20 protein-coding genes are annotated in these 20217 nt (G+C 64.5%); 16 read left to right on the top strand and 4 right to left on the bottom strand.

The genetic code is table 11. The features are described from left to right. Positions 1-55 precede the first annotated feature (55 nt). A complete protein-coding gene (yedA, locus tag CRP40_RS18550) occupies positions 56-949 on the top strand; it encodes a drug/metabolite exporter YedA (RefSeq protein ID WP_027915221.1) in 894 nt (297 codons plus the stop codon). An 81-nt stretch (positions 950-1030) separates the two neighbouring features. Further along, on the top strand, positions 1031-2362 hold the full coding sequence (locus CRP40_RS18545) for a DEAD/DEAH box helicase (protein WP_027915220.1): 1332 nt from the start codon (positions 1031-1033) through the stop codon (positions 2360-2362). A 120-nt stretch (positions 2363-2482) separates the two neighbouring features. On the opposite strand, the gene CRP40_RS18540 is transcribed toward CRP40_RS18545, so the two are convergent. The 3 genes from CRP40_RS18540 to CRP40_RS18530 all read right to left on the bottom strand — a co-directional run bounded on the left by CRP40_RS18540 (position 2483) and on the right by CRP40_RS18530 (position 5596). Further along, complete coding sequence (locus CRP40_RS18540; RefSeq protein WP_027915219.1) at positions 2483-3736, bottom strand: TIGR03862 family flavoprotein; 1254 nt, start codon at positions 3734-3736, stop codon at positions 2483-2485. Positions 3737-3884: 148 nt separating this feature from the next. Next, positions 3885-4799 carry a histone deacetylase gene (locus CRP40_RS18535; RefSeq protein WP_027915218.1) on the bottom strand — a complete coding sequence of 305 codons (915 nt, stop codon included), beginning with the start codon at positions 4797-4799 and terminating at the stop codon, positions 3885-3887. Positions 4800-4909: 110 nt separating this feature from the next. Further along, positions 4910-5596: an Ais protein gene (locus CRP40_RS18530; RefSeq protein WP_027915217.1), complete on the bottom strand. Its 687-nt coding sequence runs from the start codon at positions 5594-5596 to the stop codon at positions 4910-4912. 181 nt (positions 5597-5777) lie between these two features. On the opposite strand from CRP40_RS18530, the gene CRP40_RS18525 reads away from it, so the two are divergent. The 8 genes from CRP40_RS18525 (at position 5778) to gabP (ending at position 13807) form a co-directional block, all read left to right on the top strand. Next, positions 5778-6350, top strand: coding sequence for a GNAT family N-acetyltransferase (locus CRP40_RS18525; RefSeq protein ID WP_027915216.1), 573 nt, complete (start codon positions 5778-5780; stop codon positions 6348-6350). A gap of 141 nt (positions 6351-6491) precedes the next feature. Then, the gene (gene tesB, locus CRP40_RS18520) at positions 6492-7361 is read left to right on the top strand and encodes an acyl-CoA thioesterase II (protein ID WP_023534523.1); all 870 of its coding nucleotides are present in this window, start codon (positions 6492-6494) and stop codon (positions 7359-7361) included. After that, complete coding sequence (locus CRP40_RS18515) at positions 7358-7948, top strand: HAD family hydrolase (RefSeq protein ID WP_027915215.1); 591 nt, start codon at positions 7358-7360, stop codon at positions 7946-7948. The genes tesB and CRP40_RS18515 overlap by 4 nt, the downstream gene beginning before the upstream one ends. Positions 7949-7996: 48 nt before the next feature. Beyond that, on the top strand, positions 7997-9007 hold the full coding sequence (locus CRP40_RS18510) for an NAD(P)-dependent alcohol dehydrogenase (protein ID WP_027915214.1): 1011 nt from the start codon (positions 7997-7999) through the stop codon (positions 9005-9007). Between the two features lie 128 nt (positions 9008-9135). After that, on the top strand, positions 9136-10251 hold the full coding sequence (locus CRP40_RS18505; protein ID WP_027915213.1) for an ABC transporter substrate-binding protein: 1116 nt from the start codon (positions 9136-9138) through the stop codon (positions 10249-10251). Between the two features lie 11 nt (positions 10252-10262). Further along, positions 10263-11309: an iron ABC transporter permease gene (locus CRP40_RS18500; RefSeq protein ID WP_219858092.1), complete on the top strand. Its 1047-nt coding sequence runs from the start codon at positions 10263-10265 to the stop codon at positions 11307-11309. Continuing rightward, the gene (locus CRP40_RS18495; RefSeq protein WP_027915211.1) at positions 11306-12067 is read left to right on the top strand and encodes an ABC transporter ATP-binding protein; all 762 of its coding nucleotides are present in this window, start codon (positions 11306-11308) and stop codon (positions 12065-12067) included. Before CRP40_RS18500 ends, CRP40_RS18495 begins: the two co-directional genes overlap by 4 nt. Before the next feature lie 348 nt (positions 12068-12415). Beyond that, positions 12416-13807, top strand: a complete 1392-nt coding sequence (gene gabP, locus CRP40_RS18490; protein ID WP_027915210.1) for a GABA permease — start codon at positions 12416-12418, stop codon at positions 13805-13807. 220 nt (positions 13808-14027) lie between these two features. Here gabP and CRP40_RS18485 read toward each other — a convergent pair whose 3' ends face one another. Beyond that, the gene (locus CRP40_RS18485; RefSeq protein ID WP_042139356.1) at positions 14028-14507 is read right to left on the bottom strand and encodes a hypothetical protein; all 480 of its coding nucleotides are present in this window, start codon (positions 14505-14507) and stop codon (positions 14028-14030) included. A gap of 305 nt (positions 14508-14812) precedes the next feature. Between CRP40_RS18485 and CRP40_RS18480 the strand changes: the two genes are divergently transcribed. Genes CRP40_RS18480 through CRP40_RS18455 form a run of 6 tightly spaced genes read left to right on the top strand, consistent with a single transcriptional unit; the run spans position 14813 to position 20216 of the window. Then, complete coding sequence (locus tag CRP40_RS18480; protein WP_027915209.1) at positions 14813-15664, top strand: STAS domain-containing protein; 852 nt, start codon at positions 14813-14815, stop codon at positions 15662-15664. 3 nt (positions 15665-15667) lie between these two features. After that, entirely contained in the window at positions 15668-16030 is a 363-nt protein-coding gene (locus tag CRP40_RS18475; protein WP_027915208.1) for an STAS domain-containing protein, read from the top strand. Then, positions 16027-16431, top strand: a complete 405-nt coding sequence (locus CRP40_RS18470) for an anti-sigma regulatory factor (protein ID WP_023534560.1) — start codon at positions 16027-16029, stop codon at positions 16429-16431. The genes CRP40_RS18475 and CRP40_RS18470 overlap by 4 nt, the downstream gene beginning before the upstream one ends. Continuing rightward, a complete protein-coding gene (locus CRP40_RS18465; RefSeq protein WP_027915207.1) occupies positions 16428-17441 on the top strand; it encodes an ATP-binding protein in 1014 nt (337 codons plus the stop codon). Before CRP40_RS18470 ends, CRP40_RS18465 begins: the two co-directional genes overlap by 4 nt. Beyond that, the gene (locus CRP40_RS18460) at positions 17434-18276 is read left to right on the top strand and encodes an ATP-binding protein (protein WP_027915206.1); all 843 of its coding nucleotides are present in this window, start codon (positions 17434-17436) and stop codon (positions 18274-18276) included. The genes CRP40_RS18465 and CRP40_RS18460 overlap by 8 nt, the downstream gene beginning before the upstream one ends. After that, the gene (locus CRP40_RS18455; RefSeq protein ID WP_027915205.1) at positions 18273-20216 is read left to right on the top strand and encodes a response regulator; all 1944 of its coding nucleotides are present in this window, start codon (positions 18273-18275) and stop codon (positions 20214-20216) included. Before CRP40_RS18460 ends, CRP40_RS18455 begins: the two co-directional genes overlap by 4 nt. Position 20217: the final 1 nt, after the last annotated feature.

Genomic DNA, 20217 nt, shown 5'->3' with positions numbered 1-20217 from the left:
GCTGCGTTTCACACCGTTAGACTGCGTCACCCGCAAATGGATTTTCGAGTCGACCATGTCCAGCACCCGCCGCTTCCCGCTGTTGCTCATCGGGGCCTTCGTGGCCCTGTATTTCGTATGGGGTTCAACCTACCTGTTCATTCGCATCGGTGTGGAAAGCTGGCCGCCCATGCTCATGGCTGGGGTGCGCTTTCTGATTGCCGGGGGGCTGTTGTACGGCTTCATGCGCTGGCGAGGGGCGCCATCACCGTCCTGGCCGCAGTGGCGGGCAGCGGGGCTGGTGGGCTTTTTGCTGCTCAGCTGTGGCAACGGGGGCGTGACGATCGCTGAGCATGCCGGCGTGGCGTCCGGCGTGGCAGCGCTGGCGGTGGCGACCGTGCCCTTGTTTACCCTGGTGTTTGGGCTGATGTTCGGTTATCGCAACTCAGGGCTCGAATGGGCGGGCATCGTGCTTGGCCTGACCGGCATCGGCTTGCTCAACCTGGGCTCCAACCTGCAGGCGAGCCCGCTTGGCGCGGCGCTGTTGATCTTCGCCGCCGCCTCGTGGGCATTCGGGTCGGTCTGGAGCAAGCGCCTGCCCATGCCTCCGGGCCCCATGGCCAGCGCTGCACAGATGCTGGTCGGTGGTACGGCGTTGCTGTTGGGCAGCCTGCTGTCGGGTGAACGCATGACGCAGATGCCCACCGCTGCCGGCTGGGGCGCGCTGGCCTACCTGGTGTTCTTCGGCTCGATCCTGGCGTTCAGCGCCTACATGTACCTGCTCAAGCACGTTCGCCCGGCGGCGGCCACCAGCTATGCCTACGTCAACCCGGCCGTGGCGGTGCTCTTGGGCATCGTGTTTGCCGGCGAGCAGATCGGTGCCGAAGAGTGCGTTGCCATGGCCGTGATCATTGGCGCGGTGGTCCTGATCGGCCTGCCGCAGTGGCGCAAGGCGCGGCCCATCGCCTAGCCGCTCGACCGGGAAACCTGCAAGTGCACAGGGGGGATGCGGTAGACTTGCCGGCTTCGCTGAACCCCTGATGGTATTGCCATGAATTTCGCCAAACTCGGCCTGATCGAACCCTTGCTGCGCACCCTTGAGCAGCGCGATTACACCAACCCGACCCCGGTACAGGCCCAGGCCATCCCCGCCGTGCTGGCCGGCCGCGACCTGATGGCCGCCGCCCAGACCGGCACGGGCAAGACCGCAGGTTTTGCCCTACCCGTGTTGCAACGCCTGGCGCTTGAAGGCGAGAAGGTGGCGGCCAACTCGATTCGTGCCTTGGTCCTGGTGCCCACCCGTGAACTGGCCGAGCAGGTGCATACCAACGTGCGCGAGTATGCCGAGCACCTGCCGCTGAGCACCTATGCGGTGTATGGCGGGGTCAGCATCAACCCGCAGATGATGCGCCTGCGCCGTGGTGTGGACCTGCTGGTGGCGACCCCGGGCCGGCTGCTGGACCTGTATCGCCAGAACGCGATCAAGTTCAACCAAGTGCAGATTCTGGTGCTCGACGAAGCCGATCGCATGCTCGACCTGGGGTTCGCCGAGGAGCTGCAATCGGTCTATGCCGCGCTGCCCCGCAAGCGCCAGACGCTGCTGTTTTCGGCGACCTTCTCGGACCAGATCCGCCTGCTTGCAGGGCTCGCGCTCAACGACCCGCTCAGCATCGAAGTCAGCCCGCGCAATGCCACGGCGGCGAGCGTCAAGCAATGGCTGGTGACGGTGGACAAGAAGCGCAAGGTCGACCTGTTCTGCCACCTGTTGCGCAAGCAGCGTTGGAAGCAGGTGCTGGTCTTCGCCAAGACCCGCAATGGCGTCGATCAACTGGTCGAGCGCCTGCTGGCCGAAGGGGTCAAGGCCGATGGTATCCATGGCGACCGCCCCCAGGCGACACGGCAACGGGCGCTGGACAGCTTCAAGGCACGCGAGGTGCAGGTGCTGGTGGCCACCGACGTGGCTGCGCGCGGGCTGGACATCGACGACCTGCCGCTGGTAGTCAACCTGGACCTGCCGATCGTGGCCGAAGACTATGTGCACCGTATCGGCCGCACTGGCCGTGCGGGCAACACGGGTGAGGCGATTTCGCTGGTGTGCGCGGATGAGGTGCAGTTGCTAGCGGCCATCGAAGTGCTGACCCGGCAGACACTGACGCGTCATGAAGAGCCTGACTTCATTCCTGATCACCGGGTACCCCTGACCGATGCCAGTGGTCAGGTGATGAAAAAGCCCAAGAAACCGAAGAAGCCCAAGGAGAACAGTGCCAAGCGTGGGCTGGGTCGCTGGATGGACAGTGATGAGGCAGGCACCGCGCCACCTGCGGTGAAGGCCGTGCGCAAGGTGCCTAGCTTCAATGGGGGGCCGCGCAAGCGCAAGCCCTGACGGTTAGAGCGTTGGCGTGAGGCAGTGGCTTTTGATCTCAACGGGGCAGGTACGAGCTTTAGCAGCGCGTTGGGTATAGCCCCGATTGCTAAAGCGAGGACAGGCCTGTGAAACCTGCGATCAGCCCGTCGTATTCCCCTGCCGCCCCACCCACGCCGCCGCTGCCCGACCGGCCCGCAGCCCGCTGGCGAAGCAGGCAGTCAGCAGATACCCGCCTGTTGGCGCTTCCCAGTCCAGCATCTCGCCCGCACAGAACACCCCTGGCATGTGCTTTATCATCAGCCCCTCATCCAGGCTTTCGAAACGCACCCCGCCGGCACTACTGATCGCTTCGTCCAAGGGACGAGTGCGCACCAGCGTGATCGGCAGGGCCTTGATCGCCTGGGCAAGGGCTGGCGGGTCGGCGAATGTGGCCGGGTCGGTCAGCTCGCGCAGCAGCGCCGCCTTGACCCCGTCCAGGCCCACTTGCCCTTGCAAGTGCTTGGCCATGGACCGCGAGCCCCTCGGGCGTGCCACGGCTTGGGCAATCTTGTCCACAGGCTTGTCCGGCAGCAGGTCCAATATCAGCACACCGCTGCCACATTGCTCGATGGCCGCACGCACCTGCGCCGACCAGGCGTAGACCAGGCTGCCTTCCACACCCTGGGCGGTCAGGATGAACTCGCCTTTGCGCGGCGCACGGCCTGGCACGCTCAGGGCAATGTTCTTGACCGGCGCCCCTGCGAACTTGTCGGTGAGCACCGCACTCCAGCCCGCGACCTCGAACCCGCAATTGCTCGGTCGCAGGGGTGAGATATCCACAGCGCGGTCAGCCAGGGTTGCCTGCCAGCGCCCATCCGATCCCAGCCGCGCCCAACTGCCGCCACCCAGTGCCAGTACGACCACGGCGGGCCGGACCAGCCGCTCGCCCTGTGGATAAGCAATGCGCAGCGCGCCGTCCTCGCTCCAGCCCAGCCAGCGATGACGGTTGTGGATAACCACGCCGGTTTCACGCAGGCGCTTGAGCCACGCGCGTAAGAGCGGGGCGGCCTTCATGTCGGTTGGGAACACGCGGCCCGAGCTGCCCACGAACGTGGCGATACCCAGCCCGTGAATCCACTGGCGCAAGGCGTCTGCGTCAAAGTCGCGCAACAGCCCGTCAACCTCGCTTCGGCGCTCGGCATACCGCGCCGCAAAAGCAGGGTAGGGTTCGGAGTGGGTGATGTTCATGCCGCCCACGCCTGCCAGCAGAAACTTGCGACCCACCGAAGGCATGGCGTCGAACACTTCCACCGAAAGCCCGGCCTGTGCCAGGGCTTCAGCCGCCATCAGGCCGGCGGGGCCGCCCCCAATGACAGCGGCGACAGGAGGGGCGGGGTGACTTACTTCGGACATGATGGGCTGCAGGCTGTGGAAAAGATGCGCATTCTAGCGCAGCACAGCCCTCACAAGCACTGATCAAAAAATGATCAATGTCGCGCAAGCAGCGCTATTAAAGGGCTACAGCCTGTTTCGCTCAGGTTATCCACAAGCGGTTCCACAGTCATTGTGCACAACGCAAGACGTTGGCCGCCGTGTGATGAAGTACGCCGTGGCGCTTGGCCAGCGCTCTGCGATCCTTGCTGTAACCGCCCCCGATCACGCCCATGACCGGAATGTCGCGGCCCAGGCACTGGCCGAGCACGCGCGCGTCACGTGCGGCCAGCCCTGCATCGGTGATTTGCAGGTAACCCAGGGCATCGTCCTTGTGAACATCGACCCCGGCGTCGTACAGCACCAGGTCAGGCTGATAGAGCGGCAGCAGGTAATTGAGCGCCTCATCCACCACGTGCAGGTAAGCGTCGTCCCCCATGCCACGTGGCAGGGGGATGTCCCAGTCGCTTTGCGCCTTGCGGGCCGGGAAGTTCTGCTCGCAATGCAGGGAGACGGTAATGGCGTCGGGCGTGTCTTCAAGAATGCGCGCGGTACCGTCCCCTTGATGAACATCGCAATCGAAGATCAGCACCCGGTGCACGCGACCGGCTTCGAGCAGGTAACGGCTGATCACGGCCAGGTCATTGAAGATGCAAAAGCCGGCTGGGTGGTCGTAGTGGGCATGGTGGGTACCGCCCGCCAGGTGACAGGCCACCCCGTGTTGCAGGGCCATCTCGGCCGTCAACAGCGAACCCCCGACCGCACGCACGGTGCGCCGCGCCAGCGCTTCGCTCCACGGCAGGCCCAGGCGCCGCTGGTCCTCGCGGGATAGCTCGCCGTGCATGTAGCGCTCGATGTAACGGCGGTCGTGGGCCAGCGCAAGAATGTCATTGGGGCAGATTTCGGGCCGCAGCAACGCCTGGTCGGTGGTCAACCCACTGTCGATCAGGTGATCGTGCAGCAGACGAAACTTGTCCATCGGAAAACGATGGTCCGGCGGAAACTCCGGGCTGTAGTCTTCGTGGTAGATCAGCGGCAGCGACATGGGTTATCCACAGCAAGAAACAGACTTGATCTTGCCATGACAGCCAACGGCTGTGGAAAACTTTGCTAGCCCAGCGTGCAAGCCGGTGCCCACCTATGCAACGGGCACTTTCAACGTGCAGCGCTGGCCAGCACGCGCTGCCATTCGGGCGCGTTCAACCGCCCCAGGATGCGTGCCTTGCCACTGTCGTCCACGGAAACGAACAGGGCACTGGCATAACCGCTGTCCCGTTCGCCGCCGGTAACGTTCTGCTGGCGAGCGAACTGATCGACGCAGCCGTTGTGGGTTACCAGCACCAGGTTGTGTTCGGGGCGTTTGGCTGCCAGCGCCTGAGCCGGGAAGCCGCCGTCGCACTGGCCGATCCATTCCCGCGTGGCCACCGGCTGCCCCAGAATGAAATGCGCCGTCTGCTGGGTGCGCACCTTCGGGCTGCTCAACAGGTCGGCATCGGCCAGCCCCAGGTGCTTGAGGCCTTCGCCCACGCGCCCGGCAGCCTGGCTGCCGGCGACCGTGATGCCAGCCGGGTCGCCCAGGCAGGGGCCCGGTGCGCTGTCACAGCGCTCGGCATGGCGGATCATGACGATCACCGCACCGTTGGCCCAGGCCTGGAGCAGGCCGCTTTTGCTGAGTTGTTGTTCGCTACCAAGGTCCACGATGGAGGTTCTCGTCATAAACCAGGAGGTCGATGCCGCCACGGCCAGGCACAGGCTCAAGGCGACGGTCACGGTGCTGCGGGGCAGCCATCGCTTGCGCGGTGAATGCATTGCGTAGGGCGGCAGAGTGTTGCTCGACAGCATGGGTGGCTCCGACAGGGAAACCGCGCGCTGGGCGCGGCAGGGATGGCGGCATTTTGCTAACCCGCGTGTTGCCAGCCGGTGAAGCGCATGTGAAAAATGCATTCGGCTACTCATTACCCGGTGCGCGGTCGTGCCTGCGCCTACGCTGTACAGTGCAGCACGCCAAAACGGAGCGAACCCCATGACCCCCATTCTGGAACTGGAAAGCGCGCGGCTGATTCTGCGCCAATGGCAGGACGAGGATCTGCGCGAGTTCGCTGCCCTGTGCGCCGACCCCCAGGTCATGCGCTACTTCCCCGCGCCGCTCACACGCCTTGAAGCGGCTGCCTTGATCGGCCGCATCCGCGGGCATTTTCATGAGTACGGGTTTGGCCTGTGGGCGCTTGAGCGCAAGGACAGTGGGGCTTTCATCGGCATGACGGGCCTGCTCAATGTCAACTTCGACGCGCCCTTCGCCCCGGCAGTCGAGATCGGCTGGCGCCTGGCACGTCGGCACTGGGGTCTGGGGTTTGCCAGTGAGGCGGCCTGGACGTGCTTGCGCTGTGCGTTTGCCCAGTTGCAGGTCGAGCAGGTGGTGTCCTTTACCAGCACCCTCAACCTGCCCTCGCAGAAGGTGATGCAAGCCATCGGCATGGAGCAGGACCTGGCAGGCAGTTTCGACCACCCGCGTGTCGCCCTCGGCCATCCACTGCGCCCGCATGTGCTGTATCGGATCGATCGCGCGCGGTGGGAGCAGACCTTGCGGGCCGAGTGAACCGCCAGGGGGGCTGGCGATGTCAAACCCTGTATTATTTGCGCTATTGGACGGTGCGGCTCATGCGTGGGCCGCGCCGGTTGAATCGAGCGCCGGCCCACGGCGCCTTGTGAGCACGTCTTGCGTCTACGGAGAACCCTGATGAGTCATGTGTTGGACGACCTGGTCGACCTGTTGAGCCTCGAAGCCATTGAAGAAAACCTGTTCCGCGGCCGCAGCCAGGACCTGGGTTTTCGCCAGCTGTATGGCGGCCAGGTGCTGGGCCAGTCCTTGTCGGCCGCCAGCCAGACGGTAGAGGATGCCCGCCACGTGCACTCGCTGCACGGCTACTTCCTGCGCCCGGGCGATGCCAGCCTGCCGGTGGTGTACTCGGTGGACCGCGTGCGTGATGGCGGCAGTTTCAGTACCCGACGCGTCACGGCGATTCAGAAGGGCAAGACGATCTTCACCTGCAGCGCCTCGTTCCAGTACGACGAGGACGGGTTCACCCACCAGGCACAGATGCCCGATGTGGTCGGCCCTGAAAACCTGCCTACCGAAGTGGAACTGGCCAGCGCCATGGCCGATCAGCTTCCTGAGCGCATCCGCGACAAGGTGCTGTGCGCCAAGCCCATCGAGATTCGCCCAGTAACCGAGCGTGACCCGTTCAACCCCAAGCCCGGCGACCCGGTGAAATACGCCTGGTTCCGCGCCGACGGCAATCTGCCGGCTATCCCTGCGCTGCACAAGTACATCCTGGCCTACGCCTCTGATTTCGGGCTGCTGACCACATCGATGCTGCCCCATGGCAAGTCGGTCTGGCAGCGGGACATGCAGATCGCCAGCCTGGACCACTCTTTGTGGTTCCACGGCAACCTGCGGGCTGATGAATGGCTGCTGTACGCCACCGACAGCCCCTGGGCTGGCAATGCCCGTGGCTTCTGCCGCGGCAGCATCTTCAACCAGGCCGGTCAACTGGTCGCCTCGTCCAGCCAGGAAGGCCTGATCCGTCATCGCAAGGACTGGGCATGAACCTGGGCCAGGTGCGCCATTGGGTGTTCGACATGGACGGCACCCTGACCGTGGCCGCGCATGATTTTGCCGCTATCCGTGTGAAGTTGGGCATTCCTCCCAAGGACGACATTCTGGCGCACCTGGCGGCTCTGCCCGCAGACGAAGCCGCCGCCAAGCATGCCTGGCTGCTGGAGCACGAGCGTCATCTGGCGCTGGTCTCCAAAGCTGCCCAGGGGGCGGTGGAGCTGGTCCGTGAGCTGGCCAGCCGTGGTTGCCAACTGGGCATCCTCACCCGCAATGCCCGCGAACTGGCACACATCACGCTCCAAGCCATTGGCCTTGCCGACTGTTTTCCGGTGGCGCACATTCTTGGGCGTGACGAAGCGCAGCCCAAGCCCAGCCCCGATGGGCTGCTCAAGATTGCCGGCGCCTGGGGCGTCGCGCCGCAGGCGATGGTGATGGTGGGCGACCACCGCTTCGACCTCGACTGCGGGCGAGCCGCCGGCGCGGGCACGGTGCTTGTGAACCAGCCGCACGACGCCTGGCCGGGCCTTGCTGACCGACATGCGCCCGACTGTCATGCCTTGAAGCGTATGCTGGGCTGACCCCACGCTCGCCGACCACTTTCCTTTTTACAGATGGAGCACTCGACCATGAGCAACAAGGCGATCTACGTTCAACCCGGCGGCGGCTACGACAAGGTCGAGGTCGGCACCTGCGAGGCCACTGCCCCAGGCGTGGGTGAAATCACCGTACGCTTGCATGCCAGCTCCCTCAATTACCACGACTTCGCCGTGGTCAGCGGCATGTGGGGCCCAGCCGAACGGCGCATCCCGATGGCCGACGGTGCCGGCGAGGTGATCGCCGTGGGCAGCGGCGTCAGCGACTTTCAGGTCGGTGACAGCGTGGTCAGCACCTTCTTCCCTGACTGGCTGGATGGTGAGGCCAATGTCGAGGGCTTTGCCCGGGTGCCGGGCGATGGCCTGGACGGTTATGCCCGTGGCCATGTGACCGCGTTGGCCACAGCCTTCACCCGCGCGCCCAAGGGCTTCAGCCACGCCGAGGCGGCGACCTTGACCACCGCCGGGCTTACCGCCTGGCGCGCGCTGATGAGCGACGATCACCTCAAGCCCGGTGACACGGTGCTGGTACAGGGCACCGGCGGGGTGTCGATCTTTGCCCTGCAGTTCGCCAAGCTGGCCGGTGCGTCGGTGATCGCCACCTCTTCCAGCGATGCCAAGCTCGAGCGGCTCAAGGCCTTGGGCGCCGACCACGTGATCAACTACACGCGCACGCCGGCCTGGGGCGAAAAGGTGCGTGAGCTGACCGACAACCGTGGGGTGGACCATGTGATCGAAGTCGGCGGGCCCGCCACCCTGGAGCAATCGATGATCGCCGCACGCATCGGGGGCCATGTCTCGCTGATCGGCATTTTGACCGGTGTGGCGGGGCAGCTGCCGCTGGTGCAGGCCCTGGTGCGGCAGATCCGCCTGCAGGGTGTGCTGGTAGGCAGCCGTGCCCAGCAGCAGGCCATGGTCCGGGCCATCGAGGCCAACGGCCTGCGCCCGGTGGTGGACAAGCACTTCGAGCTCGAACACATCGTCGATGCGTTTCGCTATCAGGAAAGCAACCGCCATTTCGGCAAGATCTGCCTGACCTGGTAACGCCTTGGGGTAACGGGATGTAATGGCTGGCGACCAGACCAATACATTCGCGCACATCGGGAGCACAGGCGGCTGGCTAGAATGCCCGGCTCCGTTGCGACTGATTCTCTCTTCAAGAGGACGCCCCGATGTGCCTGTTCCCCCGTTTGCGGCAGCGCCTGCTGCCTGCCTTGCTGCTGCTGGCGTCCTGCCTCGGCTTTGCCCACACCGCCCAAGCCCTGCAAGTTACCGATGTGCTGGGGCGTACCGTCGAGCTTGACCACGCCCCGCAACGTATCGTGCTGGGCGAGGGGCGTTTGTTCTTCGCCCTGGCGCTGCTCGACCGTGATAACCCCTTCCAGCGCGTGGTGGGCTGGCAGAACGACATGCGCTTGCTGGACCCGCATACCTATGAGGTCTACGCCCGGCAGTACCCGCAGATCGCCAAGCTGCCCTTGATAGGGCAGGCCTCCGAGCAGAGCGTGAGCGCCGAGCAGATCCTGTCGCTCAAGCCTGACCTGGCCATTTTCAGCATCGCCGGCGAAGGCCCGACCCAGCACAGCCCGGTGGCCGATCTGCTGGCCAAGGCCGGCGTGCCGGTGTTGTTCATCGATTTTCGTGTGCACCCCATGCGCAATACCCACGTCAGCATGCAGGCGCTGGGTACGCTGCTAGGCCGTGAACAGCAGGCGCAGCAGTACCTCGACCTGTACGACCGTCACCTGGAGCAGGTGAAAGCGGGCGTGGCTGGCATCAAGGAAAGCGAGCGGCCCAAGGTGTTTCTGGAATTGCTGGCCGGGGTGTGGCAAGCGCCTGGCCATACCACTGGCAAAAGCGGCTTGGGCAGTGTGGTCCAGGCGGTGGGTGGCCATAACATCGGTGCCGACGTGGTGCCCGGTGCGCTGGGCGATGTGAGCGTCGAGTACGTGCTGCAAGCCGACCCCGACGTCTATATCGCCACCGGCAACCGCGCCCCCGGCGTACTGCTGGGGGCCGGGGTTTCCGAAAAAACGGCCCGGGACAGCCTGGCGAAGATCACCGCCCGCCCGGAATTCGCCCCCTTGCGGCCCATCCAGGCCGGCCAGGCCCATGGCTTGTGGCATGACTTCTACAACTCGCCGTTCAACATCCTTGCGATTGAAGCGATGGCGCGTTGGGTGCACCCGGAGCGGTTCAAGGACATCGATCCGCAAGCGACCATGGCCGAGATCAACCGCATGCTCAAGGTAGGGCTGGACGGTCAGTACTGGGTCGACGCCCAGTGACCGCACAGGCGCTGCCAGGCGTGCAACAGGCCGCCTGGCACTACCGCCGGCTGCTGTGGCGGCGTACCGGGCTGATTGCCGGGCTGGCCGTGCTGTTGCTGGTTTCGGTCTTGAGCGACCTGGCCAGCGGTGCGTCGGGGATGAGCCTGGGGCGACTGGTGCAAGGCCTGTTCGACCCGGCCACGCTCAGCGCCACGGAGCGGGTAATCATCTGGAACGTTCGCTTGCCCTACGCGCTGATGGCCGTGCTGGTGGGCACGGCACTGTCGCTCGCAGGGGCCGAGATGCAGGCAATCCTCGACAACCCGCTGGCCAGCCCCTTTACCCTGGGGGTGTCCTCGTCAGCGGCACTGGGGGCTTCGCTTGCCATCGCCTACCCGCTCAGCATCGCCTGGATGACGGCGGGGGTGCAGGTGACGGTGATGGCCTTCGTCTTCGCCTGCCTGTCGGTGGTGTTGTTGCAGGCCATGTCGCGGCTTCGCGGGGCGGGCGTGGAGAGCCTGGTGCTGTTCGGCATCGCCCTGGTGTTCAGCTGCAATGCCCTGGTGTCGCTGTTGCAACTGCTGGCCACCGAAGACGTATTGCAGCAACTGGTGTTCTGGACCATGGGCAGCCTGGCCCGGGCCGATTGGAACAAACTCGGCATTCTGGCGCTGGTCGTGGCGCTGGTGTTGCCGTTTTCGCTGCGCTCAGCACCTTCGATGACGCTGCTGCGCATGGGCGAGGACCGGGCGCGCAGCTTCGGTGTGGACACCCGGCGGCTGCGTTTTGCCTCGCTGCTGCGCATCAGCCTGTTGTCGGCAACCGCCGTGGCATTCGTTGGCACCATCGGCTTCGTCGGCCTGGTCGGGCCGCACATTGCGCGCTTGCTGGTGGGTGAAGATCAGCGGTTCCTGCTGCCGGCCAGCGCGCTGGTGGGCGCACTGATGCTGTCGTTGTCCTCCATTGCCAGCAAGCTGATCATGCCAGGCGTCATCGTGCCGGTCGGCATCGTCACCGCCCTGGTGGGGGTACCGATTTTCGTGACGCTGGTGTTCCGGCGGGGGAGAAAGCTGTGAGCCTGGTGATCGACAAGGTTTCGGTCGCCTACGGTGCGCGGCAGATTCTGCACGAGGTCAGCCTGCCTGCCTTGCCCGGAGGCAGCCTGGTGGCGCTGGTGGGGCCCAACGGGGCGGGCAAGTCCACGCTGCTCAGGGCCCTGGCAGGGCTTGAACGCATGCGTGGCGGCCTGCGCCTGGATGGCCAGGACGTGACCCGCCTGGCCTTTGCCGAGCGCGCTCGACGGCTAGCCTACATGCCCCAGCAGTTGCCCCCCGGCATTGCCCTCGGCGTGCTGGAAAGCATCATGGCGGCACTTCGCGTAGGCACCGCGGACGACCTGCTGGGCCAGGCCTTTGCGGCCCTGCGCCAGCTGGGTATCGAGCACCTGGCCCAGCGCTCGCTGGACAGCTTGTCCGGTGGGCAGCGGCAATTGGTGGCGCTGGCCCAGTTGCTGGCGCGCAACCCGCAGGTGCTGCTGCTCGATGAGCCCACCAGCGCGCTGGACCTGCATTATCAATTGCGGGTCATGGACGCCGTGCGTGAGCGCGTGCAGGTGCATCGCCTGTTGGCGGTGGCGGTGCTGCACGACATCAACCTGGCTGCCAGCCATGCCGACTGGCTGGTGGTGCTGCGCGAGGGCAGGGTGGTCGCCAGTGGTACGCCGCAGGATGTGTTGGTGCCCGACTTGCTGGCGCAGGTGTATGGCGTCCAGGCGCGGGTCGAGCGCTGTTCCCTGGGGCGGCTGCAAGTGCTGGTCGACCACGCCTTGGCCTGATGCCCGCGCCACCCGCTGCCTGTTGAACGGGCAGCCGGGGCAGCACACTCGAATGAAAAACAGAAGCGCCATTGGCGTTCATGGCGCGTTCGGACATGCCAATCGCGACATTTGTCGCTTGCACAAAAGCGCTGTCGTGATCGAACAGTTCCGGGGCGTTCTCGTGTAATTTCCCTCATCCCTGCGGGGCTTAAATGAAGCCCGACCCCCACTGGCACGTTGCCTTGTGATGCGCTGCAAAGATCAACAACAGAGCGCAAGCAACCTGTCGACCTGAACCCTTCAAGGAGCTATTTTCGCCTACGCCTGCCCGTCCATCCTTGTGTCAGCAAAAAGAGAACAACATCAATGAACACCGTGGGATCTGATGGCAACCTTGCACAAGGTTTCAAGCCACGTCATGTAACGATGCTGTCCATCGCCGGCATCATCGGCGCCGGACTTTTCGTCGGCTCGGGCCACGCCATTGCGGCAGCCGGCCCGGCTACCATAATCTCCTATTTCGTGGCCGGGACCTTGGTCGTCCTGGTCATGCGCATGCTCGGCGAAATGGCCGTCGCGCACCCCGATACCGGTTCATTTTCCACCTACGCCGACCAGGCCATCGGCCGCTGGGCCGGCTACACCATCGGCTGGTTGTACTGGTGGTTCTGGGTGCTGGTCATTCCCATCGAAGCCCTGGCGGCAGGGCATGTGCTCAACGCCTGGTTCCCGCAGATAGACAGCTGGATATTCGCCTTGGCGTCGGTGCTGTTGCTGGCAGGTACCAACCTGTTCAGTGTGGCCAAGTACGGTGAGTTCGAGTTCTGGTTCGCCATTTTGAAAGTGACTGCGATCCTTGCCTTCATCAGCCTCGGCTTCGCGGCGCTGATGGGGTGGCTGCCCAACCGTGAAGTCAGCGGTTTGAGTGGGCTGATTGCCGAGCATGGCGGTTTTGCGCCCAATGGCTGGGCGGCGGTGGTGGGCGCGTTCATCACTGTGATGTTCAGCTTCATCGGCACGGAGGCAGTGACCATCGCCGCTTCGGAGTCGAGCGATCCTTCGCGCAACATCGCCAAGGCCACCCGTTCGGTCATCTGGCGCATCAGTACCTTCTACATCCTCTCCATCTTCGTGATCATTTCCGTCGTGCCGTGGAACGACCCACAGTTGGCTATGGTGGGCTCGTATCAGCGTGCACTGGAAATCATGAACATCCCCAATGCGGCCTTGCTGGTCGACCTGGTGGTGCTGGTAGCGGTCACCAGCTGCATGAACTCCTCGATCTACATCGCCTCGCGCATGATGTATTCGCTGGCCAAGCGTGGCGATGCGCCGGCAATGCTCAAACACACGTCCAAGGTCGGCGTACCCCGTGCTGCGGTGTTCGGCAGCACCCTGATCGGTGCATCCATCGCCGTGCTTAACTACTTCGCACCCAAGGGCGTGTTCGAGTTCCTGCTGGCAAGCTCAGGTGCCATCGCGCTGCTGGTCTACATGGTCATCGCCATCTCCCAACTGCGCATGCGTCGCCGTCTTGAGCGGGAGAATACTGAGCTCAAGTTCCGCATGTGGCTGTTCCCCTGGTTGACCTGGGCGGTGATCATCTTCATTGCCCTGGCCTTGGCGGTGATGATGTACACGCCCGAGCACCGGGCGGAAGTGAGCGCCACGCTGGGGCTTGCGATCCTGATTTCCTTCCTGGGTATCGTGACGACACGCGGTCATGCGCAGCCTGTGGGGGCGCGGTCGTTGGGTTGAGATGAGCTTTGCTGGAGCCTTGAGGCTGCGATGCGGCCTCAGGGTTATCAGCTTCGCAACTCAGGGTGCTGGGGCCGCTTTGCGGCCCATCGTGGCACGAGGCCTGCTCCTACTTGGATGGGTAAGCCTTCGGGGCTGCACACGTCTGTACTGAGGCAGGCGGGAATGCCAGCCTTGCAGGGCTGGCAGCTCATAGGCGCTGGGCGGCGAGGCGATCAGCCTACTGCGCCGGGCGCTTGTCTTGCGTGCAGGCAACGTAGGTACTGCCCGACTCGCCCCGCAACGACACATCGTGGTTGCCAACTTCCTGGGTGTAATGCCCCAGGTCATCCTTGCCGATGCCGCTCAGCTTGGCGATGTCCTCGACGCGCTGGCCCTTGAACATCCCCGAAAACTCGTTGAAGTCACCTTCGCCGTCACTGGCAGCATGTACCGTCAGCTGCGTGATCGGTTGGCCGTAGACCTTCACTGGCTGCGCCAGCGAGTACTCAGCGTCCGACAGCTCCGACGCCTGGACGGTGGCCTGGCCCTTGGCCGCCGTGACCAGTGCATCGAACTGCTCGGGTGAGACCACGCGCTTGCACGTCAGAACTTGGCCGATACGCGTGAGAGCCTCGGTTTGATCGAGGTTTTCAGCGTGAGCGGTGGCCACGCCAGCAAGGCTGGCAAGCAGGGGGAGGATCAGGCGAGTCGTGTTCATGCATCAGTTCCTTCTGGTGGGTAGCCCCTATTGAGTGCCGGGGTCACCAATGGTTTCAAGGCGCCAGGGACGCTACCGGCCATGGCGTGAAGAGGCAGGCCACCCATGCTTTGGTCCGGTGCTCACGGCGCACTCGCCTGCCCTTGATCCAACCTGCCAAATTTCTTTGAGCAATGGACTACCATCCGATGGCCTAATGCAATTAAATGCGCCACCCGGACAACTATTCCGGCCAGTAACTGTCACTCACAAAACACCCGGTCATAGCGTGAAGGTGCCCGCTTTCACCACAGGAGCTCAGATACATGGCAGCACTGCAAAGCAGTACGTTGGACGCGGTCGAAAACAACCAGGATCAGTTGCTGACCCAGTGGTTGGCAGGCCTGGAAGCCAACGGTGCCACGCGCAACGTCAAGGAACAGGTGCTGGCCCAAGAGACACGCGAGTTCCTGCAACTGTTGGTGCAGGGCTTGAAGGGCCAAGGTGGCGCCAACCTGGCAGCCGCCGATTGGGAGGCCGTACGCCGGTTCCTCGAAAAGCTGTCGTCATCGCGCGCGCAGATGGGCCATGACTCCCACCAGACCGTGCACTTCATCTACGCCCTGAAGCGTCCGCTGTTCGCCTTGCTGCAATCGCACTACAGCGCCGACCCGGCCACGCTGGCCGAGGAACTCTGGCGCGTGTCCGAGCTGCTCGACAGCATGGGCATGCACACCATGCGCACTTACCAGGCGAGCCGTGAAAACGTCATTCGCCGCCAGCAGGAAGAACTGCTGGAGCTGTCTACGCCGGTGGTCAAACTGTGGGACGGTGTGCTGGCCTTGCCATTGATCGGCACCCTCGACTCCCAGCGCAGCCAGACCGTCATGGAGTCGCTGCTGCAGCGCATCGTCGACACCGGTTCGGAAATCGCCATTATCGACATCACGGGCGTGCCCACCGTGGACACCCTGGTGGCGCAGCACCTGCTCAAGACCGTGACGGCCATTCGCCTGATGGGCGCCGATTGCATCATCAGCGGCATCCGCCCGCAGATCGCCCAGACCATCGTGCACCTGGGCCTGGACCTTGGCACCCTGACCACCAAGGCTAACCTGGCCGATGCCCTGAAGCTGGCCCTGACCCGCGTGGGCAGCGACCTCGGCCAGCGAGCCTGAGCCATGGAGCGTATCCCGATCCTGCAGATGGGGGAATTCCTGCTGGTGACCATCCAGGTGGACATGCATGACCAACTGGCCCTCACCCTGCAGGAAGACCTGACCGACCGCATCAGCAGCACCTCCGCCCGCGGCGTACTCATCGACATCTCGGCACTGGACATGGTCGACTCGTTCATCGGGCGCATGATCGCCAGCATCTCGGGCCTGTCACGCATCATGGACGCCGAGACCATGGTGGTCGGCATGCAGCCTGCCGTAGCCATCACCCTGGTGGAACTGGGCCTGACGTTGCCCGGGGTAAGTACGGCCTTGAATGTGGAACGCGGCATGCAAGTGCTGCGTCAGCGTGTGACCCGCAAATGAATGTGCGCGACAGCGGTAGCCTGCCGGTGCGCATCGAGCAGGATGTAGTCCTTGCGCGCCAGTTGGCCCGCAAGCTGGCGGGCGAGTGCGGCATGCGCCTGGTCGACCTGACCAAGCTGGTCACCGCCGTCAGCGAGCTGGCCCGCAACACCGTGGTCTACGGCCGTGGCGGCGACATGGACTGGCAGGTGCTGGAGGACTTCGGTCGCGTGGGCCTGCGCCTGCATTTTCGTGACGAAGGCCCCGGCATTCCCGATATCGGCCTGGCGTTGACCGACGGCTGGACCTCGGGCGGTGGCATGGGCCTGGGCCTGACCGGCGCGCGGCGCCTGGTGGATGAGTTCGAGTTGGATACCGCGCCTGGCGAGGGTACCCGTGTGACGATCACACGATGGGCGTGAGCATCGCTGCCAGCCAGACCTGCGTCGTACCGTTGGCTGACCCCAGTGACGTTGGCCACGCTCGACGGATCGCGCAAAAACTTGCACAGGCCCACGGTCATGACGAAACGGACGCCGGACGTGTCGCGCTGGTGGTGACCGAGCTGTGCACCAACGTGCTCAAGCATGCCGGGCACGGCGAGCTTCATCTGCGGGCGCTGCCGCGCGGTGACGGCAGGTTTGGCATCGAAGTGCTCACCCTCGATCGCGCGCAAGGGTTCGATGCCCAAGCCTGCCTGGCCGACGGCTATTCGTCGGCGGGCACCCAAGGCATTGGCCTGGGCGCCATCGCCCGCCAGGCTCAAGTCTTCGACGTCTATGCCGATACCCGGGGAGCCGTAGTTCTGGCGCGGTTGTATGCCCAGAATGACCCAGGTACTGACCTGCGCTTCGGCGTCAGCCAGCATGCCCTCAATGGCGACCCGGCCTGCGGCGACACCTGGCACCTGACCTTCGATGGGCTGCGCGTGAGCGCCCTGGTGATCGACGGGCTGGGGCATGGCAGCGAAGCCGAAGCGGCAGCCCAGGCGGGCGCGGCAGTGTTCGCACAGGCACCGTTCGCCCACCCGCAGCAGCAGCTTCTGGCCATGCACCAGGCGATGGCAGGCACACGCGGTGGCGCCGTGGCCCTAGCGCACTACGACGGCTGCAATGCACGGCTGAGCTACACCGGCATCGGCAACATCGGCGCGAGCCTGGTCAATGGCAGCCAATCACGAGGCCTGGCGTCAATGCCCGGCATCGTCGGCGGGCAATTCAGAAAAACCCAAGTGTTCGACTACGCTGATCTGAACGGAAATGTGTTGATCATGTACAGCGATGGCCTGCAGTCCCGGTGGAACCTCAAGGATTACCCTGGCCTGGTGCACCGTCATCCGGCCGTGATCGCTGCGGTGCTGCACCGCGACTTCTGCCGAGGCCGGGACGATGTCACCGTACTTGTCATCGACCTGGAGCTGCCCAATGGCTGATGCCGCACTGATTGCCCGCCTGCAAGCCGAGAACGACGCCTTGCGCGCCGAGCTGGATGAAACCAACCAGGGCGTGCTGGCGCTGTATGCCGAGCTGGATACCCAGGCTGAGCACCTGCGCCAGGCCTCGGACCTCAAAAGCCGCTTCCTGTCCTACATGAGCCATGAGTTTCGCACCCCGCTGGGCTCGATCTTGAGCATCACCGGCCTGCTGACCGACGAGCTCGACGGGCCGTTGTCGGCGGAACAGCACCGTCAGGTCACCTTCATCAGTACCGCTACCCGCGAGCTGTCCGACATGGTTGACGACTTGCTCGACTTGGCCAAGATCGAAGCCGGTCGCATCACCATTTCGCCGGCCTGGTTCGACATGTTCGACCTGTTCGCCGCCCTGCGAGGCATGTTCAGGCCCATTGTCGATGCCTCGGCCGTGGACCTCATCTTCGAAGAACATGCCGGCCTGCCGCGGCTGTACACCGATGACAAGAAGCTGGCGCAGATTCTGCGCAACTTCATTTCCAATGCCCTGAAGTTCACCTCACAGGGCGAAGTGCGTATTTCCGCCTGCCTGGAAGGCGATGACAGTATCCGTTTCGCCGTGAGCGACACGGGTATCGGCATTGCACCGGAGCTGCTGGGTACCCTGTTCGAAGACTTCGCCCAGGTGGACTCGCCGTTGCAGAAACGCTTGCGCGGTACGGGCCTGGGCCTGTCGCTGTGCAAGCGCTTTGCCGAGCTGCTGGGAGGTCATGTGGGCGTTGAGAGCGAGCCGGGCGTCGGCTCCTGTTTCTTCGTGGTGATCCCGCTTGCCCTCGCCCCGGAGAGCACTGAATGAATGCCGATGTGCGCTTGCTGATCGTCGATGACAACGTTGCCACCCGCTACGCCATGCGCAGGCGGTTGGCGGTGCACGGGTACCAGGTACTGGAGGCCGGCACGGGCGGCGAGGGCCTGGCGCTGATCCGCGACAGCCAGATCGACGCCTTGATCCTGGACGTGAACCTGCCGGACATGAGCGGCTTCGACATCGTCCGGCTGCTGCGTCAGGATCCACGCACGGCGCTGCTGCCAGTGATTCATGTGTCGGCCGCGTCGATCCAGAGCGGCGACATCATCACCGGGCTGAACGCTGGCGCCGACGCCTACCTGATTCACCCCGTCGACCCGGATGTGCTGCTGGCCACCCTGCGCACCTTGCTGCGCGTGCGCGACACCGAGCGCGCATTGCGCCAGAGCGAGGCACGCTTTCGCGAGATTTTCACCAGTGTGTCGGCGCCGATTGCCGTGATGGACGCCCAGCTGAAGGTGCATGAATGCAACCAGGCGTTCAGCTACCTGATCCAGGACAACCGCCACCCTGAGCAGCTGCACGACTGCTTCGCCGATGGGCAGGAGGCGGCGCTGGCCAGCCTGCGCGAGCACCTCATGGCCGGCGAGCGCTGGCAGGGCACCTTGAGCATGCAGGTGCATGGCCATGTACGCGAGACCGAGTGGCAGCTTTCGCCGTATCAGGCGCCGGGTTTGTGCCTGGTGTTCGTCGAGGATATCACCGAGCACCGTCACCGCGAACGCTCGCACCTGGCCCGGCTGGACGACGCCACCAGCCAGTTGGCCCATGAAGTGGCCGTGCGCGAACGCACCGAGGCGCAGCTGGTGCAACTGCAAAAAATGGAGGCGCTGGGCAGCTTGACCGGCGGCATCGCCCACGACTTCAACAACCTGCTGACCGGCATCATCACCAGCCTCGAACTGATCTGCAAACGGGTGGCCGAGAACCGTGTCGACAGAGTGCCGCGCTATGCCGAAGCTGCGCTCAGCTCGGCCAACAGCGCGGCTTCGCTGACCCATCGGCTACTGGCCTTCGCTCGCCAGCAACCGCTGGACACCCGACCCGTGGACGTCAACCGCCACGTGCGCTCGCTCGAAGAACTGCTGACCCGCACCATTGGCGAGCGCATCACGTTGACCCTGAACCTCTCCACCCAACCGGCCATCGCCCTGGTCGACCCGGTGCAGCTGGAAAGCGCGGTGCTCAACCTGGTGATCAACGCCCGCGACGCGCTGCCCAAGGGCGGGCGGATCTGGCTCGACACGGCCGCCATCTGGTCCCAGGAAAACCCCAATCTTGCCGACGGCCCCTATGTGATGGTCAGCGTGCGCGACAACGGCACCGGCATCGAACCTGAGTTGCTGGACAAGGTGTTCGACCCGTTCTTCACCACCAAGCCCGTCGGGCAGGGCACCGGCCTTGGGTTGTCGACCATCTATGGTTTCGCCCGGCAGTCCGGCGGCCACGTGATGCTCAACAGCGTGGTGGGGCAGGGCACCGAAGTGGCGCTGATGCTGCCGGCCAGCGCGCAGGCAGCCGTGCCCGTGGTGCGCGAGCGTGGGCTCGATCTACAGGGTAACGGCGAGCATGTGCTGATCGTCGAGGACATGGCCTCGGTGCGGCTGTCGGTGGCCGAAGCGCTGGCCGATGCCGGCTACCACTGCACACTGGCTTCGACCACCGACCAGGCGCTGCAATACCTGCGCGACGACCCGAGCCTGGACCTGATGCTGACCGACGTTGGCCTGCCAACGCTCAGCGGCCGGGAGCTGGCCGACCTTGCCCGTGGCTACCGGCCCGAACTGCCTGTGCTGTTCATGACCGGCTATGCCGATGCCGCGTTGGACCGGCAGGCGTTTCTCGGCGATGGCATGGACATGCTGATCAAGCCGTTCCGTATGGGTGAGCTGCTGGGCAAAGTGAGGCAGGCCATCGGTAAGGTGTAGG

The organism is Pseudomonas sp. URMO17WK12:I9, from assembly GCF_900230165.1.
Lineage (GTDB): Bacteria > Pseudomonadota > Gammaproteobacteria > Pseudomonadales > Pseudomonadaceae > Aquipseudomonas > Aquipseudomonas fulva.
Note: the sequence above shows the minus strand (reverse complement) of the source record. Positions and strands in the feature narration are given on the sequence as shown.

What these genes read in the sequence shown, in the direction of transcription:
- CRP40_RS18540 (WP_027915219.1), bottom strand. Translation starts at nt 3,736, where the DNA reads ATGTCCGAAGTAAGTCACCCCGCCCCTCCTGTCGCCGCTGTCATTGGG.
- CRP40_RS18530 (WP_027915217.1), bottom strand. Translation starts at nt 5,596, where the DNA reads ATGCTGTCGAGCAACACTCTGCCGCCCTACGCAATGCATTCACCGCGC.
- gabP (WP_027915210.1), top strand. Translation starts at nt 12,416, where the DNA reads ATGAACACCGTGGGATCTGATGGCAACCTTGCACAAGGTTTCAAGCCA.
- CRP40_RS18480 (WP_027915209.1), top strand. Translation starts at nt 14,813, where the DNA reads ATGGCAGCACTGCAAAGCAGTACGTTGGACGCGGTCGAAAACAACCAG.
- CRP40_RS18515 (WP_027915215.1), top strand. Translation starts at nt 7,358, where the DNA reads ATGAACCTGGGCCAGGTGCGCCATTGGGTGTTCGACATGGACGGCACC.
- CRP40_RS18470 (WP_023534560.1), top strand. Translation starts at nt 16,027, where the DNA reads ATGAATGTGCGCGACAGCGGTAGCCTGCCGGTGCGCATCGAGCAGGAT.
- tesB (WP_023534523.1), top strand. Translation starts at nt 6,492, where the DNA reads ATGAGTCATGTGTTGGACGACCTGGTCGACCTGTTGAGCCTCGAAGCC.
- CRP40_RS18545 (WP_027915220.1), top strand. Translation starts at nt 1,031, where the DNA reads ATGAATTTCGCCAAACTCGGCCTGATCGAACCCTTGCTGCGCACCCTT.
- CRP40_RS18525 (WP_027915216.1), top strand. Translation starts at nt 5,778, where the DNA reads ATGACCCCCATTCTGGAACTGGAAAGCGCGCGGCTGATTCTGCGCCAA.
- CRP40_RS18455 (WP_027915205.1), top strand. Translation starts at nt 18,273, where the DNA reads ATGAATGCCGATGTGCGCTTGCTGATCGTCGATGACAACGTTGCCACC.
- CRP40_RS18485 (WP_042139356.1), bottom strand. Translation starts at nt 14,507, where the DNA reads ATGAACACGACTCGCCTGATCCTCCCCCTGCTTGCCAGCCTTGCTGGC.
- CRP40_RS18460 (WP_027915206.1), top strand. Translation starts at nt 17,434, where the DNA reads ATGGCTGATGCCGCACTGATTGCCCGCCTGCAAGCCGAGAACGACGCC.
- CRP40_RS18535 (WP_027915218.1), bottom strand. Translation starts at nt 4,799, where the DNA reads ATGTCGCTGCCGCTGATCTACCACGAAGACTACAGCCCGGAGTTTCCG.
- CRP40_RS18475 (WP_027915208.1), top strand. Translation starts at nt 15,668, where the DNA reads ATGGAGCGTATCCCGATCCTGCAGATGGGGGAATTCCTGCTGGTGACC.
- CRP40_RS18505 (WP_027915213.1), top strand. Translation starts at nt 9,136, where the DNA reads ATGTGCCTGTTCCCCCGTTTGCGGCAGCGCCTGCTGCCTGCCTTGCTG.
- CRP40_RS18510 (WP_027915214.1), top strand. Translation starts at nt 7,997, where the DNA reads ATGAGCAACAAGGCGATCTACGTTCAACCCGGCGGCGGCTACGACAAG.
- yedA (WP_027915221.1), top strand. Translation starts at nt 56, where the DNA reads ATGTCCAGCACCCGCCGCTTCCCGCTGTTGCTCATCGGGGCCTTCGTG.